General features: G+C 68.9%; 18 protein-coding genes. 7 read left to right on the plus strand and 11 right to left on the minus strand.

The features are described 5' to 3' along the window. Positions 1-55 precede the first annotated feature (55 nt). Positions 56-979, plus strand: coding sequence for a LysR family transcriptional regulator (locus tag EL337_RS21175; RefSeq protein WP_232786836.1), 924 nt, complete (start codon positions 56-58; stop codon positions 977-979). A 14-nt stretch (positions 980-993) separates the two neighbouring features. Here EL337_RS21175 and dapC read toward each other — a convergent pair whose 3' ends face one another. Together dapC and fdxA are read right to left on the minus strand one after the other, a co-directional pair. Next, entirely contained in the window at positions 994-2,121 is a 1,128-nt protein-coding gene (gene dapC / locus EL337_RS21180) for a succinyldiaminopimelate transaminase (protein WP_048633502.1), read from the minus strand. Between the two features lie 4 nt (positions 2,122-2,125). Continuing rightward, positions 2,126-2,449, minus strand: a complete 324-nt coding sequence (fdxA, locus tag EL337_RS21185; protein ID WP_048633453.1) for a ferredoxin — start codon at positions 2,447-2,449, stop codon at positions 2,126-2,128. A 277-nt stretch (positions 2,450-2,726) separates the two neighbouring features. Between fdxA and EL337_RS21190 the strand changes: the two genes are divergently transcribed. Then, a complete protein-coding gene (locus EL337_RS21190) occupies positions 2,727-3,281 on the plus strand; it encodes a PadR family transcriptional regulator (protein WP_048633454.1) in 555 nt (184 codons plus the stop codon). Beyond that, positions 3,278-5,302: an NADPH-dependent 2,4-dienoyl-CoA reductase gene (locus EL337_RS21195; protein ID WP_048633455.1), complete on the plus strand. Its 2,025-nt coding sequence runs from the start codon at positions 3,278-3,280 to the stop codon at positions 5,300-5,302. Before EL337_RS21190 ends, EL337_RS21195 begins: the two co-directional genes overlap by 4 nt. A gap of 8 nt (positions 5,303-5,310) precedes the next feature. Here the strand turns inward: EL337_RS21195 and EL337_RS21200 are convergent, their stop codons facing one another. After that, entirely contained in the window at positions 5,311-6,063 is a 753-nt protein-coding gene (locus EL337_RS21200) for a glycoside hydrolase family 16 protein (RefSeq protein ID WP_048633456.1), read from the minus strand. 97 nt (positions 6,064-6,160) lie between these two features. On the opposite strand from EL337_RS21200, the gene EL337_RS21205 reads away from it, so the two are divergent. Next, complete coding sequence (locus tag EL337_RS21205; RefSeq protein ID WP_048633457.1) at positions 6,161-6,706, plus strand: YceI family protein; 546 nt, start codon at positions 6,161-6,163, stop codon at positions 6,704-6,706. A gap of 41 nt (positions 6,707-6,747) precedes the next feature. Here the strand turns inward: EL337_RS21205 and EL337_RS21210 are convergent, their stop codons facing one another. The 4 genes from EL337_RS21210 to mshB all read right to left on the minus strand — a co-directional run bounded on the left by EL337_RS21210 (position 6,748) and on the right by mshB (position 11,877). Continuing rightward, a complete protein-coding gene (locus EL337_RS21210; protein WP_048633458.1) occupies positions 6,748-7,656 on the minus strand; it encodes a fumarylacetoacetate hydrolase family protein in 909 nt (302 codons plus the stop codon). 117 nt (positions 7,657-7,773) lie between these two features. Next, positions 7,774-10,353: a bifunctional FO biosynthesis protein CofGH gene (locus EL337_RS21215; protein WP_048633459.1), complete on the minus strand. Its 2,580-nt coding sequence runs from the start codon at positions 10,351-10,353 to the stop codon at positions 7,774-7,776. Positions 10,354-10,446: 93 nt separating this feature from the next. Continuing rightward, positions 10,447-10,908 (minus strand): hypothetical protein, encoded by a 462-nt coding sequence (locus EL337_RS21220; RefSeq protein WP_048633460.1) that lies wholly within the window; start codon positions 10,906-10,908, stop codon positions 10,447-10,449. Positions 10,909-11,022: 114 nt separating this feature from the next. Beyond that, positions 11,023-11,877 carry an N-acetyl-1-D-myo-inositol-2-amino-2-deoxy-alpha-D-glucopyranoside deacetylase gene (mshB, locus tag EL337_RS21225; protein WP_048633503.1) on the minus strand — a complete coding sequence of 285 codons (855 nt, stop codon included), beginning with the start codon at positions 11,875-11,877 and terminating at the stop codon, positions 11,023-11,025. A 61-nt stretch (positions 11,878-11,938) separates the two neighbouring features. On the opposite strand from mshB, the gene EL337_RS21230 reads away from it, so the two are divergent. Next, entirely contained in the window at positions 11,939-13,174 is a 1,236-nt protein-coding gene (locus EL337_RS21230) for a chloride channel protein (protein ID WP_048633461.1), read from the plus strand. Here the strand turns inward: EL337_RS21230 and EL337_RS21235 are convergent. Continuing rightward, positions 13,158-14,984 (minus strand): ABC transporter family substrate-binding protein, encoded by a 1,827-nt coding sequence (locus EL337_RS21235; RefSeq protein ID WP_048633504.1) that lies wholly within the window; start codon positions 14,982-14,984, stop codon positions 13,158-13,160. The genes EL337_RS21230 and EL337_RS21235 overlap by 17 nt on opposite strands. A 179-nt stretch (positions 14,985-15,163) precedes the next feature. Next, entirely contained in the window at positions 15,164-17,065 is a 1,902-nt protein-coding gene (gene typA / locus EL337_RS21240) for a translational GTPase TypA (protein ID WP_048633505.1), read from the minus strand. Between the two features lie 55 nt (positions 17,066-17,120). Between typA and EL337_RS21245 the strand changes: the two genes are divergently transcribed. Both EL337_RS21245 and EL337_RS21250 read left to right on the plus strand, forming a co-directional pair. Continuing rightward, complete coding sequence (locus EL337_RS21245) at positions 17,121-17,288, plus strand: hypothetical protein (RefSeq protein ID WP_109860152.1); 168 nt, start codon at positions 17,121-17,123, stop codon at positions 17,286-17,288. 124 nt (positions 17,289-17,412) lie between these two features. Beyond that, the gene (locus tag EL337_RS21250) at positions 17,413-17,685 is read left to right on the plus strand and encodes a hypothetical protein (RefSeq protein WP_048633506.1); all 273 of its coding nucleotides are present in this window, start codon (positions 17,413-17,415) and stop codon (positions 17,683-17,685) included. Between the two features lie 6 nt (positions 17,686-17,691). On the opposite strand, the gene EL337_RS21255 is transcribed toward EL337_RS21250, so the two are convergent. Next, positions 17,692-18,009, minus strand: a complete 318-nt coding sequence (locus EL337_RS21255; RefSeq protein WP_126316640.1) for a hypothetical protein — start codon at positions 18,007-18,009, stop codon at positions 17,692-17,694. Next, a complete protein-coding gene (locus tag EL337_RS21260; RefSeq protein ID WP_048633463.1) occupies positions 17,987-18,322 on the minus strand; it encodes a hypothetical protein in 336 nt (111 codons plus the stop codon). Before EL337_RS21260 ends, EL337_RS21255 begins: the two co-directional genes overlap by 23 nt. Positions 18,323-18,434: the final 112 nt, after the last annotated feature.

An 18,434-nucleotide genomic window follows, 5' to 3' on the forward strand; every position in this document is an offset into this window, starting at 1 on the left:
CGACGAACCTTAGAATAAAGCGATGAATACTGACCATAAAGCATAAGCAGAGATGATGAATAAGCGGCCGGATCTGCTCGACACCCGGCGCCTGCGCCTGCTGCACGAACTGAGCCTGCGCGGAACGCTGGCCGAGGTCGCCGAGGCGTTGCACCAGAGCCCGTCCTCGGTGTCACAGGCGTTGAGCCAGCTGGAACACGAGGTGGGGGTAGCGCTGCTGGAGAAGGCCGGCCGGCGGGTACGGCTCACCCCGGCCGCCGAGGTGCTGGTCGAGCACACGGCCGTCATCCTGAAGCGGCTCGAGCTGGCCGCCTCGGAGGTCGCGGCGCAACGAGAGGAGGCGTCCGGCACCGTTCGGGTGGCCGTGTTCCAGTCGGTGGCCTCGGCGTTCATGCCACAGATGCTCACCGAGTTGGCCGTCCGGCACCCGCGGCTGCGAGTCACGATGTCGCAGCGGGAGCCGGAGCAGGCGCTCTACGAGACGTGGATGCGCGAGTTCGACCTGGTGATCGCCGAGGAGTATCCGGACCACGCCGCGCGGACCTATCCCGATCTGGACCGTGAGCCGCTGACCTCGGATCTGCTTCGGCTGGCCGTTCCGCCCGCCGGGGAGCCCTGGGATCAGGTGACCTCGGTCAGCGATGCCGCACACCTGCCCTGGACGATGGAGCCGGCCGGCACAGCGTCCCGCCACTGGGCCGAACAGCTATGTCGGCGGGCCGGATTCGAACCCGATGTCCGGTTCGAAACGGACGATCTGGAGGCGCAGATCGCGCTGATCGAGAGTGGCAACGCCGTCGCGATCCTGCCGGACCTGATGCGCGTCCGACGCCGCCCGGACCTGCGCGTCATCGACGTCGACCCGCGACGGCGCTCGGTCTTCACCGCGACCCGGACCGCGCTGCGCCACACGCCGGCGATCCGCGCATGCCGTGAAGCGCTCGCCGCCGTGGCACCCAAAGACCTTGCGGTGCCCTGACTCTGCCGCGAGCCCTAAGAGGCCAATCGCTGCACCGCAGCGGCGATCCGCTCGTCCGTCGCCGTCAGCGCCACCCGGACATGCCGGGCGCCCCGCGGACCGTAGAACTCGCCCGGCGCGACCAGGATCCCGCGTTCGGCCAGCCACGCCGCCGTGTCGCGGCACGGTTCGTCGCGGGTGGCCCACAGGTACAGGCCCGCCTCGGAGTGATCGACGGTGAAGCCTGCCGCACGCATCGCGGGCAGCAGGGCGTCGCGGCGAAGGGCATAGCGCGCGCGCTGCTCGCGTTCGTGCTCGTCGTCGCCGAGGGCGGCCACCATCGCGGCCTGCACGGGACCGGGCACCATCATGCCTGCGTGCTTGCGCACCGCGAGCAACTCCGCCACCACCTCGGGATCACCGGCGACGAAACCCGCCCGATAGCCGGCCAGCGACGACGTCTTCGACAGGGAATGGATGGCCAGCAGCCCGGTGTGGTCGCCTCCGCAGACGTCCGGGTGCAGCACCGAGACCGGCGTAGCGCCCTCCCAGCCCAGCCCGAGGTAGCACTCGTCGGAGGCGACCAGGACACCTCGTTCGCGGGCCCATTCGACGACCTTGCGCAGGTGGTCGACGCCGAGCACCTTGCCGGTGGGATTACTCGGCGAGTTCAGGTACACCACCGCTGGTACCGACGGGCCCAACTGCGTCAGCGAATCGGCGCGCACCACGGCGGTTCCGGCCAAGAGGGCACCGACCTCGTAGGTGGGGTATGCCAATTCGGGCACCACGACGACGTCGGCTGCGTGCAAGCCCAGCAGCGTCGGCAGCCACGCGATCAGTTCCTTCGTTCCGATCACCGGCAGCACCGCCTCCGGAGCGAGGCCGGTGATGCCGTACCTGCGCTGCAGCGCGGCGACGGCGGCGTCCCGCAACGCGGGGGTGCCGTGGGTGGTCGGGTAGCCGGGCGCCGACCCGGCCGCAGCGAGGGCGTCGCGGATCACCGGCGCCACCGCGTCGACGGGAGTTCCCACCGACAGGTCGACGATGCCGTCGGGATGCGCCCGGGCCGCCGCGGTCACGTCGGCGAGGGTGTCCCAGGGGAACACCGGCAGAGACGCCGACTTCGACGGCCGGCTGGGTCGCCCAGACGACTGAGTCAGGCTCTCAGTCCTCACCCTGCGGGGGCAGATCCTTGATGGCCTGCGGGTCGTTGTCGGTCTGACCAACCTTCGATGCGCCGCCGGGCGATCCCAGCTCAGCAAAGAAGTCCGCATTGTGCTGCGTGTAACCGCTCCACTGGTCCGGCACGTCGTCTTCGTAGTAGATGGCCTCGACGGGGCAGACCGGCTCGCAGGCGCCGCAGTCGACGCACTCATCCGGGTGGATGTACAGCATGCGAGCACCCTCGTAGATGCAGTCGACAGGGCATTCTTCGATGCACGCCTTGTCCTTAACGTCGACGCATGGTTCGGCGATCGTGTACGTCACGAAGGTCTCCTCAAGTCCTCTCGAACTACCTGTCCAGTGGGCTGCTGTCTAGGCCGGCACAACTGTCGACCGCGAACGGTCTGAGCAAGTATCCCTGCTGCTAGCTGGACGCGTGTCTCAGTGTGCCCTAACTTCGACGCAACCGCGGTTTAGGGGTTGCGCGTGGTTACAGATACTAAACGTCCCATTTACCCTCCGCCTAGTTGCCACACCGCTGTGCACTCCGGTGCAGTGCAACTAGTTGCATAGGGTCACGGCAACGTCTTACGCTCCTGCCGTGGCACTTCCGCACGCGATCCTGGTGTCGCTCTGCGAGCAGTCGGGTTCCGGATACGAGCTCGCGCACCGGTTCGACCGCTCGATCGGCTTCTTCTGGGCGGCCACCCACCAGCAGATCTACCGCACCCTGCGCACCATGGAGGGCCAGGGATGGGTGCGTGTCACCCACGTGACCCAGCACGGCCGACCCGACAAGAAGGTCTATACGGTCTCCGCCGCCGGCCGTGTCGAGCTGGCGCGCTGGATCGGCGCACCCCTGGAAGGCCGCGGCGGGTCGGTGGCCGACAACCGGACCCGTGACCTCGCGGTCAAAGTCCGTGGCGTCGCCTACGGCGACGTCGAGGCGTTGCACGCTCAGGTGGTGGCGCTGCGCACCGAACGCGCCGACCTGCTCGATGCCTACCGCGGCTTCGAGAAGTCCCAGTTCCCCGATCCGGGTGCGCTGTCGGGCTCAGCCCTGCATCAGTACCTGGTGCTGCGGAGCGGAATCTGGGCCGAAGAAAGTGCCATCGGCTGGCTCGACGAGGTGGCGACGGCTTTGGGGACGACATGACGAACGCCGACTCGCCTTTTCCACACCTGTTGTCGCCGTTGCACCTCGGCTTCACGACACTGCGCAACCGCGTCGTGATGGGGTCGATGCACACCGGTCGGGAGGACCGCGCCAAGGACACCGACCGGCTGGCCGAGTATTTCGCCGAGCGCGCCCGAGGCGGGGTCGGCCTGATCATCACCGGCGGCTATGCGCCCAATCGCACCGGGTGGCTGCTGCCCTTCGCGGCGCAGATGACATCGCCCTCGGATGCGCGACGGCACCGTCGCATCACCGGACGTGTGCACCACGCGGGCGGCAAGATCCTGTTGCAGATCCTGCACGCCGGGCGCTATGCGTTCCATCCGCTCTCGGTCAGCGCGTCGTCGATCAAGGCTCCCACCAACCCCTTTCGGCCTCGTGCGCTCCGCGACGTCGACGGGACGATCGACGACTTCGTCCGTAGCGCCGTGCTGGCCCGCGAGGCGGGATACGACGGGGTCGAGATCATGGGCAGCGAAGGCTATCTGCTCAATCAGTTCCTGGCACCGCGGACCAACAAGCGCACGGACGCATGGGGCGGCACTCCGGAGAAGCGACGCCGGCTGCCCGTGGAGATCGTGCTCCGCACCCGCGAGGCCGTCGGCGCGGAGTTCATCATCTGTTACCGGCTGTCGATGGCCGACTACGTCGAGGACGGCCAGAGCTGGGACGAGATCGTGGCTCTGGCAACCGAAGTCGAGGCAGCAGGGGCGACTCTGATCAACACCGGCATCGGCTGGCACGAGGCGCGGGTGCCCACAATCGTGACGTCGGTACCCAACAGCGCCTTCGTCGACATCACGCACGCGGTCGCCGGGCACGTCCGTATCCCGGTGATCGCGTCGAACCGGATCAACATGCCGCAGGCCGCCGAGCAGATCCTCGCCGAGACGAATGCCGGCCTCGTGTCGATGGCCCGCCCGCTGCTGGCCGACCCGGACTGGGTACGCAAGGCGGCCGCGGACGCGGCTGACGACATCAACACGTGCATCGCATGCAACCAGGCGTGCCTGGATCACGTTTTCGTGCACAAGACGGTGTCGTGCCTGCTCAATCCCCGTGCCGGTCACGAGACCACGTTGATCCTCGGGCCGACGCGGCGCACCAGGCGGGTCGCCGTCGTCGGCGCCGGACCCGCAGGCCTGGCCGCCGCCGTCACCGCCGCGCAGCGCGGGCACAGCGTCACCCTTTTCGAGGCCCGGTCCGCGATCGGCGGCCAATTCGATTTGGCGCGGAGGATTCCCGGCAAGGAGGAGTTCGGCGAGACGATCCGCTACTTCACCCGGATGCTCGACAAGCATGGCGTGACCGTGCGACTGGGTACCCGCGCCGACGTCGAGCAGCTGACCGGATTCGACGACGTGGTGCTCGCCACCGGCGTGGCACCGCGCATGCCCGCCATTCCCGGGATCGAGCACCCGATGGTGCTGTCGTACGCGGAAGCGATTACTGGCAGGCCTGTTGGCAAGACCGTTGCCGTGATCGGCGCGGGCGGAATCGGCTTCGACGTCAGCGAGTTCCTGACCACCGAGCACTCCCCCACACTCAATCTCAAGGAGTGGAAGGCGGAGTGGGGTGTGGTCGATCCGCAAGAGGCGCGCGGCGCGCTGACCACGGCGCTGCCCGCCCCTGCGGCACGCGAGGTGTATCTGCTGCAGCGCACCAAGGGGCCGCAGGGCCGCAAGCTCGGCAAGACGACGGGTTGGGTGCACCGGGCGTCGTTGCGGGCCAAGGGTGTTCATCAGCTGTCCGGGGTGAACTACGAACGCATCGACGACGGTGGTCTACACATCAGTTTCGGGCCGAAGCGCGCCGACCCGCGGCTGCTTGCGGTGGACAACGTGGTGATCTGCGCGGGCCAGGAGTCGGTGCGCGAACTCGACGACGGCCTGCGCCGCTGCGGGGTGACTCCCCACGTCATCGGCGGCGCAGCACTGGCCACGGAACTCGACGCCAAGCGAGCGATCCGCGAGGGCACCGAACTCGCCGCCCGCCTGTGACACGCTCGCTACCCCAGCGGCTGGTACGCGACCCGGCTCACGCGAAAGTGCGGCACGTGATCGGTGGGCCCCGGCCGGTCGGGAAAGTCGAACACCCCGAGAATCACCATCATCGGATAGTCGGGTGCCTGGTCCGCCGTCCGCGTCGTGACGCCGTCGATCGTCCACTCGACCGCGCCCGGACGCCAGCGCACGGCATAGGTGAGTGACTGCTCGACGTCGATGTCGCGCACGTCGGCCGAGAAATCCTCCCGCAGCGCCGGGTCACGGAATCGGTGGATCCCCTGCCCCACCGCCGCGCGACCGTCGACCACGGTGTCACCGAAGATCTCCATCACGCAGATCTCGCCGCACCGGTCGGGTTCGTCCTCCAGGCCGACCATCCACGCCGAGAACATCGAGCGCGGGCTCAGCTGCGCCGAGCACGTGACGGAGATGGTGCCGAACTGCGGCACGAAACCGAGAACGGTGGGTTGTTCCTCGCGCACGACCAGACCATCGCGGAACGGCTGAGGCGCGTCGGTGGATCCCACCGGTCCCGAGCGATTCGCGCTCTGGACCGCCGAGACGCGCAGCGGCCCGTCGTGCAGGTCCGGACACCACAGTGGTTGGGCGAGTGGGATCGACAGATCAAGCCCGTCGGGGCCGGTGTCGAACGTGGCAGCGGCCGCATCACGCGAGCTCCATGCGGGCATGTAGGCCGCGGTCCAGACGGCGGAGTCGAGGCGGCGGAATCGCTCGTCGAAAGGGACGCTCGGCACCTCGGCAGAATAGCCCGGGAATTGATTCGGACTATGGTCCGTTTAGGATGTGTACCCGTCGGCGCCGCCGGCCCCCTGTTCGAGAAAGAGGCACGTCATGACCACCGCCACCACGCAACTGCCCACCGGCACCTGGGCGATCGATCCCGTCCACTCCTCCGTCGCCTTCTCCGTACGTCACCTCATGGTGAGCAAGGTTCGAGGTGTGTTCGACACCTTCAGCGGCGCGATCACCGTCGCCGAGGACGGCACCCCGTCGGTCAGCGCCGAAATCGCCGTGGATTCGATCGACACCCGCAACGAGCAGCGCGACGCCCACCTCAAGGCTGCAGACTTCTTCGACGCCGAGAAGTTCCCGGTCGCGACGTTCGTGTCCACCGGCGTGCGCGCCGACGGCGACCGCTATGTTCTCGACGGCGATTTCACGCTCAAGGGCATCACCAAGCCGATCTCCCTGGACCTCGAGTTCAACGGAGTGAACCCGGGCATGGGACACGGTGAGGTGGCCGGGTTCGAGGCGTCGGTTGTCCTGAACCGCAAAGACTTCGGCATCGACATCGACATGCCGCTGGAGACCGGCGGCGCCGTCGTCGGCGACAAGGTGACGATCACGCTGGAGATCGAAGCTCTCAAGCAGGCGTAACGCGACGCCCACGAAGCCGCTGCGGTACCGCCGCAGCGGCTTCAGGGCGTGACGCGGTGGCTGATCTCGCCGATCTGATCGATGGTGAGCGTGAGCGTGTCTTCCGGACTCAGCCAGTGACCGTTCTCCATACCGCTGCCGCCGGGAAGCGTTCCTGTCGCGAAAAGCTCACCGGGATAGAGTTTTTCGTCACGTGATGCGTGCGCCAGCATGTCGCCTATCCCCCACTGCGGCCCGGCGCTGGATACGGTGCTGACGGTGCGGCCGTTGATGGCGACCGTGCCGCTGAGGTTGTCGATGTGCGGCAGGATCTCGTCGGCGGTGACGGCGACGGCCGACATCGACGACGCGAAATGCTTGGCCTTCTGCGGCCCCAGTCCGGTGACCATCTCGGCGCGCTGGACGTCGCGGGCGCTCAGGTCGTTGACGACGACGAATGCGCCGATGGCCCCGAGCGCCTCCGTCGGGGTCGCGTTGTACAGCGGAGCCTTGAGGACGAAGCCGATCTCCAGTTCGTAGTCCAGCGCGGCGGAGTACGACGGGAACGCCACCGGCGTTCCGCTGGGCACGAAGCTCAGATGGTTCGACATGTAGTAGATCGGCTGCCGGTAGAACAGCGGCTTCGGCTTGAACGGCGGGAACGTCTTCTTCGTCAGCTTCTCGAAGGCCGCGGCCACCGGTGCGGCGGCCGGCATGAAGCGGCCCACCAGCCCGCGGGCCGCGTCGACGGCGTGCTTCTCGTGGACCATGAAGTCGCGGAATGACGCCGGCTGACACGGCAGCACGTGCCCCGACAGATCCTGATGACGATAGGCGTTGGCCAGCTCCCAGTCCGGGGCGAACACCGCGCCGCCGAGCACCGACGGATCCGGCGCGGGCCCCCAGGATCCGTCCGCAGCGAGGGCCTGCAGTTCCAGTCGGTCATCGACGATCACGCGGCGCAGCTTCATGCGTCCGTCCTACCAGCCGGGCGGTGCACCGTGCGCGCTCGCGGGCCGCGAGCGTGCGCATGGTGCGCCCAGATGCCGGCGTGTCGCCCGCAGACACGCACGCTCGCGCGGGAGAGCTCAGGCGGCCAGAGGTGAGTAGTCGGTGCTGCGCTGCCGCGCCGGGCGACCGATGCCCTCGGCGATGGCGACGAGCTCCGCGGCCGTCTTGGCCGAGCCGTTCTCCGAACCCGCCATCCGCGAGATGGTCTCTTCCATCAGCGTGCCGCCGAGGTCGTTGGCGCCGCCGTTGAGCATCACCTGCGTGCGCTCGACGCCCAGCTTCACCCAGCTGGTCTGGATGCTGGGAATCCGGCCGTGCAGCATGATCCGCGCCAGGGCATGCACAGCACGGTTGTCGCGGTGTGTCGGACCGGGTCGGGCGCCCCCCGCCAGATACAGCGGCGAGGACTGGTGCACGAACGGCAAGGGCACGAACTCGGTGAACCCGCCGGTGCGGTCCTGGATGCCCCGCAGCACATTCAGATGGCCCACCCAGTGCTTCGGGGTGTCGACGTGGCCGTACATCATCGTCGAGCTCGAGCGCAGTCCCACTTCGTGCGCGGTGGTGACGACCTCGATCCACATCGACGTCGGCAGCTTGCCCTTGGTCAGCACCCAGCGCACCTCGTCGTCGAGGATCTCGGCGGCGGTCCCGGGGATGGTGTCCAGCCCGGCCTCCCGCAGCGAGGTGAGCCACTCGCGAATCGACATGCCGCTTTTGGTGACACCGTTGGCGATCTCCATCGGCGAGAACGCATGCACGTGCATCGACGGCACCCGGGCCTTGACCGCACGCACCAGGTCGGCGTAGCCGGTGACGGGCAGTTCGGGGTCGATGCCGCCCTGCATGCACACCTCGGTGGCCCCGGCGACGTGCGCCTCCCATGCGCGCTGGGCGACCTCGTCGGTCGACAGCGAGAAGGCATCGGCGTCGCCCTTGCGTTGCGCGAACGCGCAGAACCGGCAGCCGGTGTAGCAGATGTTGGTGAAGTTGATGTTGCGGTTCACCACGAACGTCACGTCGTCGCCGACGACGTCGCGCCGCAGCGAATCGGCCAGTGCGGTAACGGCTTCCAGCGCGGGACCGTCAGCGGTGGCCAACGCAAGGTACTCGTCGTCCGAGCAACCCGCCGGGTCGCGCTCCGCGGAGCGCAACGCCGCAAGCACATCGGTGTCGATACGTTCCGGCGCGCGCGCCGCGAGCTCTTCGACCTTGGCCCGGATGGACTCCCAGTCGCCGAACGCATCGCCGAGGTCACTGCGGGTTTCGGTCAGACGGCCTTCGGTGTCGATGGCCGAATGCAGATCGGTGCGCCCCAGCGACTCCGTGGCCTCGTCGGGTTCCTGCCACGGCCGACCGACCGGATTGACGTCGAGCGCCAGGCCGGTGTCGGGATCGGCCAGCGCCGCGACGTGGCCGAACACCCGTGGGTCGATCCACCCGCCGCCGGCCTGCACGTACTGCGGCTGCGCGGTGAGGCGCTGCACCAGGTCGTAGCCGGCTTCGCCGGTCACCTCGGCCAGTTCGTCGAGTGCGGGCCACGGCCGTTCCGGGTTGACGTGATCGGGCGTGAGCGGTGAGACACCGCCCCAGTCGTCCACACCGGCGCCGATCAGCGCCAGGCACTCCTCGCGGGACACCAGGTTCGGCGGCGCCTGGATCCGGACCTTGGGGCCCATCACCAGTCGCGTGACGGCGATGGTGGCCAGGAAATCGTCCAGCCCCGCATCCGGCGTCGACGACATCGCGGTGTGGTCCTTGGCGCGGAAGTTCTGCACGATCACTTCCTGGACGTGCCCGAACTCCTTGTGCGAGCGGCGAATCGCGTGCACGGTCTCGGCGCGCTCGGTCAGGGTCTCACCGATGCCCACCAACAGTCCCGTGGTGAACGGGATCGCCAGCCGGCCCGAGTCGTCGAGCGTCCGTAGACGCACCGCGGGATCTTTGTCGGGGCTGCCGTAGTGCGCCAGGCCCTTGGTCTCGAACAGCCGCCTCGACGTGGTCTCCAGCATCATGCCCATCGACGGGGCCACCGGCTTCAGCCGTGACAGCTCCGACCACGACATGACACCGGGGTTGAGATGCGGCAGCAGCCCGGTCTCTTCCAGCACCCGGATCGCCATGGCCCGCACATAGTCCAGCGTGGAGTCGTAGCCCCGTTCGTCGAGCCACTGCCTGGCCTCGTCCCAGCGCGCCTCCGGCCGGTCACCGAGGGTGAACAGCGCTTCTTTGCAACCCATTTCGGCGCCGCGGCGGGCCACGTCGAGGATCTCGTCGGGCTCCATGAACATGCCCTTGCCGGCGGCGCGCAACTTCCCGGGCACCGTGACGAACGTGCAGTAGTGACATGTGTCGCGGCACAGGTGGGTCACCGGGATGAAGACCTTGCGCGAATAGCTGACCGGAAGCCGCCCCGACGCGCCGCGCCGGCCTGCGGCCTCCAGGCCCGCATCACGAACCCGCGCCGCGGACGCGCACAGGTCGGCCAGGTCGTCGCCACGCGCCGTCAGCGCGATCGCGGCCTCGTCGACATTCAGGGCCACCCCGTCGCGGGCGCGCCGCAGCACTCGACGGAGGGCGGCAGGAGTTGGCGTGCCGGACTTGGGGGGAAGCACCGGGCTGGGCAGATCAGCGCCGCGCTGGGTGTTCAGAGCCACTTCCCTGTAACCCCGGCGTCGTCGCGGATCATCCGCGCGTCCCACTATCTGAAACAGAGTGCGCTCGCCATCGGGACATGGGGATCACAGTAGTCACCTGACGCCGCGGGTGGAGCCCGCCCCGGCGGTCGGGGGCTGACGCATGAGCATCCACGCGGCCGGCAGCGCCCCCAGCGCGACCAGCAGCACCGGTCCGAATTCCATGATCCCGGTCCCGCCGAAGACGATGTCCTCGCCCGGGTTGACGATGGTGAACATGACGACGGTCGCCAGCCACGTCCACAGCGGCAGCGCGGCGAGCCGCGGATTGGACGTCCACTGCAGCGCGACCCACACCATCGCGGCGTTCAGGACACCGCTGATCAACGCGCTGATGGGGAACGGCACGGGGCCGATACGCAGAGGGAGGAAGAACACCGCCATCAGGGCGGACAGCACGCCGTCGAGACCGAGGGCGGCCAGGACCAGGAATCGGAGCCGGTCGGACGCCGGCAGGGTCGGCGTCGTCAGGTCGGAATGCTGTCGAGCACCGAGACGAGCGAGCCGACAACCCACTGGAAGCTGTCGAGGCGGTCCTGCCAGTGCTGCAGGTTGGGATCCAGGTCCGGGTCCATGTCGTTCCCCTCCGTGCGCGGTCAGTTGCGGGCAGCCTACCCGGTCGGGGCCGTGTCAACCCAGACTCAGCCCCGCCAGCAGATCGGTTTCCCAGCCGCGCTCGTCGCGTGGGCCCGCGGTGCCCTCGGCGAGCACGTAGTACTCGGTCGAATCGATGGGCAGCGCCAGGTTGTTCGACAGCGCGAAGCTGCGCCCGTCGGGTGCGACGCTCACCTGCGTGGCGTGCGCCCGCAGCGCCGCCACCCGGGCAGCCTCGTGCTCGGTCAGGTCCAGCGCCGCGTCGATCGCGTCGTCGGCGAAACCGAACTGCGGCAGATCCTCGGCGGACACCCTGATCCACCCCTGCGGCACGTCGCCCATCGCGTTCAGTCCGTCCGCCAGGGCCGTCGCCGACGTCACCGTCCAGTAGAACTTGGGCACCTCCCAGGTCGACGCCGCCACCGCGGCCGTCGTGACCCGGTGAGTGTGGATGTGGTCCGGGTGTCCGTAGCCGCCGTCCTCGTCGTAGGTGACGACGACGTGCGGGCGCAGCTCGTCGATGGCCTCGGCCAGCAGCCGGACCTGCTCGGCGAAGTGACCGTCGACGAACCGTTGCTGCTGCCGCGCCGGCGTGCCGTCCATCCCGGAATCACGCCAGCGCCCCGCCCCGCCCAGATACCGAGGACGATCCACCCCCAGCGCGGCGAGCGCCGCGGTCAGTTCGCCGATGCGATAGCCGCCGAGCTGGTCGGCGTGGTCGACGGCCAGCTGGGCCCACTGATCGCCGATGACCTCACCTTCTTCCCCGAGCGTGCATGTGATGACCTGCACCTGTGCGCCGCGGGCGACATAGTGCGCGATGGTGGCACCGGTGGTGATGGTCTCGTCATCGGGATGGGCATGGACGAAAAGCAGTCGCGCGGTCTCCATCTGAGACAGCTTGCCCGTTCTTCTGCCGTCGCCGTCGCCCGACCTGGCATAGATTCCCCTGGTGACCCGCCGCGCCGTGCAGTTCGGGTGCGCGGTCGTGGTCGTCGGCCTGCTCGCAGGGGTGGCCGGGGCAGCCACCACGCTCCTGCTGCACGGCGTCGAGCACCTCACCTACCACTACGATTTCGGCACGCTGCTCAGCGGAGTGGAAAGCAGCAGTCCGGTCCGGCGCGCCGTCGGCCCGATGCTCGGCGGTGCGCTGGCCGGGTGGGGGTGGTGGGCGCTTCGGCGCCGCTGCGAGGTGCCGCCGTTGTCGGCGACGCTGAGCGGGCAGCGACCGGTGCCGCGGGCGGCATTCACGCTCGACGCCGCCCTGCAGGTGCTGCTCGTCGGAGCGGGCGCCTCGCTGGGCCGGGAAGGTGCGCCGCGTCAGCTGGCCGCCGCCTGGAGCGACATCGGGACCGCCCGCCTCGCGCTCACCGCCGCAGACCGCAGGATTCTGCTGGCGTGCGCGGCCGGTGCGGGCCTCGGGGCGGTCTACAGCGTGCCGTTGGGCGGAGCGGTGTTCGCCGCGCGCATCCTGCTGGGCACGTGGCAGCCGCGGGCTCTCGGGACTGCGCTGATCACGTCGAGCATCGCGGTCGCCGTGGCCGCACCCGTCACCCATCTGGAGCATCCGCTGTCCTGGCCGCAGGCCGACCTGTCCTACCTGCTCGGGTTCCTGGCGCTGGCGCTCGCCCCGCTCGCCGCCGCGGTGGGGCTGGCGTTCGGCCGCGTGATGGACTCCGCCCCGACATGGAAGCTGCGCTCCTGGATGGTGATTCCGGGCATCGCGGCGGCTGGGTTGCTGACCGGCGTCTGCTCGATCTGGCTCCCCGAACTGCCCGGCAACGGTCGCAGCATCCTGCAGGTCAGCATGAGCAGCGGGCTCACGCTCACGTCCGCGGGGCTGATACTGCTGCTCAAACCGCTGCTGACCACGCTGTTTCTGCGGGCGGGGGCCGTGGGCGGCCTCCTCACACCGGCGTTGGCCACCGGGGCCGCCGCCGGGTCGCTGGTGGCGCTGGCGCTCAACCAGTGGGCGGGCACCGACCTGCATGTGGCAGCCGTGTCGCTGAGTTGTGCCGCTGGCGTGTTGGCGATCACCCAGCGGTCGCCGTTGTTCGCGGCGCTGTTCGTCTGGGAACTCGCGCGGCCGCCGCTATGGCTGCTGCTGGTGTTCGCCGTCGGAGCGTTCGCGTCGTACGGCCTCGTGGAGCTGCGCCGGCGGCGTCAGGACGCTACTGCGGAAGCTTGACCCAGCTGCCTGCGTCGCCGACGATCCCGACCGGGACCGCGCCGGTGAGGCTGACGTGCGCAACGCTGGGACCGGCGGCGACGATGGTCGTGTCCTGCAGGATCGGCAGCACTGTCGACATCTCCCACAACCGCGGCTCGACCTCGTCGATCACCCTGCCGATATCGGCGGTGCCCGCCAGCGCCGCATCAATTCGCGGCTGGATGCGGCTGTCGCAGATGCCGGTGATGTTGCTCGGGGCCTGCACCAGCTGACCGGCTTCCGGCGCCGGGGTGGGCGACGTCTGGGTGGTCTGAGTGGGCTGGGTGGTCTGGGTCCGTGGCGGCGACGACGGTGCGGGCGGCGGATCCGTCGTGGGCGACGGTGAGCCCGGGCTGGTTTCCACCGCCGTCGCTTCCAACGCGGGGCAGCCGTACCGCGACGCCAGCGCAGTCGCCAGGTCACCGCCGGCCGGATGCCAACCGACGACCGCGTCGACGGTGTTGTTGACGAGCGCGTCGCTGTAGAGCGTCACGGGATCCAGCGACGACACCGACGCCGCGATACCGACGCTGCGCAGCTGGTCGGCGGCGGTGTTCGCGACCGCGACCGCGGTCGGGTCGTTGGCGGCGACGCCGACGACGAACGTCAACGGCTCACCGTCCTTGGTGAGCCGGCCCCGGTTGTTGTCCGGCGGGCCGCCGGGCGAGGGCGGGGTGGACGTCTCGGGCTGCTCGATCTGGTAGCCGGCGCCGCCGAGCAGGGCCATCGCCTCCTCGCGCGTCATCGCGGGCGGAGCGGTCGGCACATAGCCGGGATCGGACGGCGAGCGCACCTGTGCCTGCGCCAGCGTCACGGTGTTGTCGTCGCCCGCGCCGACAGCGGCCAGCAGGTCGACGTCGACGAGGCCGAGGATGGCCTTGCGGACCTGGATGTCGGCCAGTGTCGGCTGCTGGGCCCGCAGCGTCATCTGCATGACCCGCGGCGTGACGATGCGCGCGGTCCGGACATCGGGGATCGCCGAGAGCTGCGCGAACACCGCGGACCCTCCGTGCACCTGCGCGACCTGGGTGTCGCCGTTGCGGATCGAGTCGGCCAGCGCGGCCGCTGATCCACCGCGACGGAACAGGATCAGATCAGGGGTGGCGGGCTCACCCCAATAGCGGTCGTTGCGGGCCAGCAGGATCTCGTCGCGCTGCGGATCGATGGTGTCCACCCGGAACTGTCCGCCGGTCACCGGAAGCGCCTGGGCGAGTCCGGCGGCGAATCCGCCGGGGACGTCCTTGACGATGTGGGCGGGCAGGATGTCGTTGAACAGCTCCCGCCACGCCGGGTAGGGCTGGGCGAACGTCACGACCGCCGTCTTGCCGCCTTCGACGGACTGCACCCCGGTGATCAGGTCGTAGCCCGCGGGGTCCACTGCGCCGGGCTGGCTGACCATCTGCCGCCACAGATACCAGTAGTCGTCGGCGCCGATCGGCGCGTTGTCGGTCCATTGGGCTTCCGGACGGATCTTGTAGGTGACGGTGAAGGGTTCCTCGCTGGTGACCTCCGCCGATTCCAGCAGCGTGGAGTCCATCTCCCAGCGGGATCCGGTCGGTGTCCGGGTGTCGGGAATCGGCCGGAACGAGCTCGGCAGCACCAGCGAGCTGATCGCAGCGTTCACCGGGGACTGGTCGGACAGCAGGTGCGAATTGAAGCCGGGACCGATGGAGTCGATGGCCATGATGATCTGCGTGGCCTTCATCGGCGGCGGCGGCGTGGACTCGGTGGTGTCGGTGCTCTGCGGCGCGGGGGGCGGGCTCACGGTGCATCCCGTCAGCACCAACATCAGCGCGACCGCGCAGGTCAGCAAGCGGCGGGCGGTCGGCACGCTCTTCAGGGTATCGACCGCCGTGGCGCGCTCTGCGGAACGTCGGGTTCGGCCTGCGCCGGCCGGCGTCCGTCGGCTGTGGGTCCAGGGCGGGCGGCGGCGCGGATGTCCGCCCGCTGCGCACCCTCGGTGAGCGGTCAGCCGCGAGCCTTGGCGCGCGACTTGGCCCTGGCGCGCAGCGACGCCGTCAGCTCCACCTTGCGCACCCGGACGATCTCCGGCGTGACCTCGACACACTCGTCCTCTGCGCAGAACTCCATGGCCTGCTCGAGGCCCAGCTCCAGTGGGCGCGCCAGGGTCTCGAAGACGTCGGCGGTCGACGACCGCATGTTGGTGAGCTTCTTCTCGCGGGTCGCGTTGATGTCGAGGTCTTCCGCGCGCGGATTGATGCCGACCACCTGACCCTCGTAGGTGTCGTCACCAGGAGAGACGAAGAACTGGCCGCGATCGGCCAGCTGGGTCATTGCGAACGGCGTGATCTTGCCGGTGCGGTCGGAGACCAGCGAGCCGGTGTGGCGCGCCCGGATCTCGCCCGCCCAGGGGCGGTAGCCCTCGAACACCGCGTTGGCGATGCCGGTGCCGCGGGTCAGCGTGAGGAAGTCGGTCCGGAACCCGATCAGTCCGCGGCTGGGGACGATGAAGTCCATCCGCACCCAGCCGGCGGCGTGGTTGGCCATCTCCTCCATGCGGCCCTTGCGGCCGGCCATCAACTGCGTGACGGCACCGACGAACTCTTCGGGGCAGTCGATCGTCATCGCCTCGAACGGCTCGTGCAGCTTGCCGTCGACGGTCCGGGTGACCACCTGCGGCTTGCCGACGGTGAGCTCGAATCCTTCGCGGCGCATCTGCTCGACCAGGATGGCCAGCGCCAGCTCGCCTCGGCCCTGCACCTCCCACGCGTCGGGGCGGCCGATGTCGACGACCTTGATCGAGACGTTGCCGACCAGTTCGGAATCCAAGCGCGCCTTGACCATTCGTGCGGTCAGCTTGTGCCCGGACACCTTGCCGGCCAGCGGGGAGGTGTTGGTTCCGATGGTCACCGAGATGGCCGGCTCGTCCACCGTGATGCGCGGCAGCGCGTGCGCATGCTCGACGTCGGCCAGGGTGTCGCCGATCATGATCTCGGGCATGCCGGCGACAGCGACGATGTCACCGGCGACGGCTTCGTCGGTGGAGGTCCGCTCCACACCCTCGGTGGCCAGCAGTTCGGTGATCTTGGCATTGGTGATGACGGGGTGGCCGTCCACCTCGCGCATCCACGCCACCTGCTGGCCCTTACGGATGCGGCCCTTGTAGATGCGGATCAGCGCGAGGCGTCCCAGGAACGCCGACGCGTCGAGGTTGGTGACGAGCGCCTGCAGCGGCGCCTCCGGATCACCCTGCGGCGGCGGGATGTGCTCGAGCAGCACGTCGAAGAGCGGGTCGAGGTTCTCCCCCTCGGGGTTCTCCCCGTTCGCGGGCTCGGTGGTGCTGGCGATGCCGGCGCGGCCCGAGGCGTACAGCGTGGGCAGTCCGAGTGCGAACTCGGCCGCCTTCTGTGCTTCCTCGTCGAGATCGGAGGCCACGTCGAGCAGCAGGTCGTGGCTCTCGGAGACGACCTCGGCGATGCGGGCGTCGGGACGGTCGGTCTTGTTGACGCAGACGATCACCGGTAGATGCGCCGTCAGGGCCTTGCGCAGCACGAAGCGGGTCTGCGGCAGCGGGCCCTCCGATGCGTCGACCAGCAGCAACACCCCGTCGACCATGGACAGACCGCGTTCCACCTCGCCACCGAAGTCGGCGTGGCCGGGGGTGTCGATGACGTTGATCACGGTCATGCTGCCGTCGGCGTGGCGCCGGTGCACGGCGGTGTTCTTGGCCAGGATGGTGATGCCCTTTTCCTTCTCCAGGTCACCGGAGTCCATCAGGCGTTCGATCGCGTCGTCACCGCGGTGGCTGAGGGCCCCCGATTGTCGCAGCATGGCGTCGACCAGGGTCGTCTTGCCGTGGTCGACGTGAGCCACAATGGCGACGTTACGAAAATCGGGGCGTGATTCCACGTCGTGATTGTCGCAGTGCAGTGCACCGATCACGAAAACGAGAGAGACAGCTCACTTGAAGCAGAGCAAGTTTGCCGGGGTCAAGCCCAAGAAGAAGTGTTGCCGAAGCAAGCCCCGCTGCAAACGCTGCCCCCTGGTGCTGCACAAGGTCCACAAGGCGGAACTGAACGGAATCCGCGGTAAGGATCTGACCGTCGTCTACAAGCGCGCCCGCAAGGCCTGACGGCGAATTCGGCGCGGGGGACGACGCTCGTCAGCGCGATTTCCGCCTCCGATTACCGGGCCGGACCGCACTCTCCGGGCGTACCGTGGATGCCATCCGTCAGGCGTTCCGGAGGTTGCCCATCATGACGGTTTATTCGATTCTCACCATTGTTCTGGTCACCGTGCTCGCGACGTTGACCACGCTCGCGATCTTTCTCGGCCTGGCCAACTGGGTCGGCGCCTTCTATGTCGTGCGATGTGCCGAGTGTCGCCACCTGACATTCAGCTCGGCGAACAAGAACCGGGCCTCCTGCCCGCAGTGCCGCCACCCGGTGCTGACCCATCCGATCCACGCGATCGCCCACCCGGATCGCCGGGCGGACGTGCGGGTCGCCAGGGATCGCCTGCACTACTAGTGCGCCCTAGAGCGGCTCGGCGGCGCCGAAGACGATGATGGCGCCGAAGGCCAGCGCGAGTGACAGGGGCGCAGCGATGCACGAGATCAGCATCCCGTGTCCGATCTGCGCCGCAGCGCGAATCCTGGTCAGGCCGTAAGCGATCACCGCGTTGACCGCCACGAGCGGCAGCACGATGAAGGGAACGAAGACCCACATCGGCATCAGGAACCAGGTGATCAGCTCGAGCACCAGCATGTTCAGCACACACGCCCAGAAGCCGGCGGGACCGTAGCGGGCGACCGTGGCGGCGTGCGGGCCGTCAATCGAAGAACGTGAAGGCAAGACCGACCCCTCCGATCATCACCACGACGGCCGACGCCAGAAGGCCGAGGCCATACCCCCGCTCTGTCGCCGCCCTCCGCGTCAGCAGAACTCCACCGGCCGCCAGGGACACCGTGACGGCGATCCCGGTCGCGGTGAGAAGCAGGGTGCTCGCCAGGACGTCGTCCGACGTGAACGCCACCTTGCTGAGCACCCAGGCGACGACGGCCGTGAGGGCGATGACGGCTTGGATGGCCAGCGGGGCCGACCACGTGGCGGCCTTCCACAGACGCTCGTCCCGGGCCGGTCCGCGAGAGTCGTCGACTTCGCTCACGTCACTCCTTGCGGTGCTCGCCGGGACGACGCAACTCTCCCACGCGCACACCGCACTTGCCCCCATTGACACCGGCAACACGCAGTGGCCGCGCGCCTGCGATTCGCGAATC

This window comes from Mycolicibacterium aurum (genome assembly GCF_900637195.1).
Lineage (GTDB): Bacteria > Actinomycetota > Actinomycetes > Mycobacteriales > Mycobacteriaceae > Mycobacterium > Mycobacterium aurum.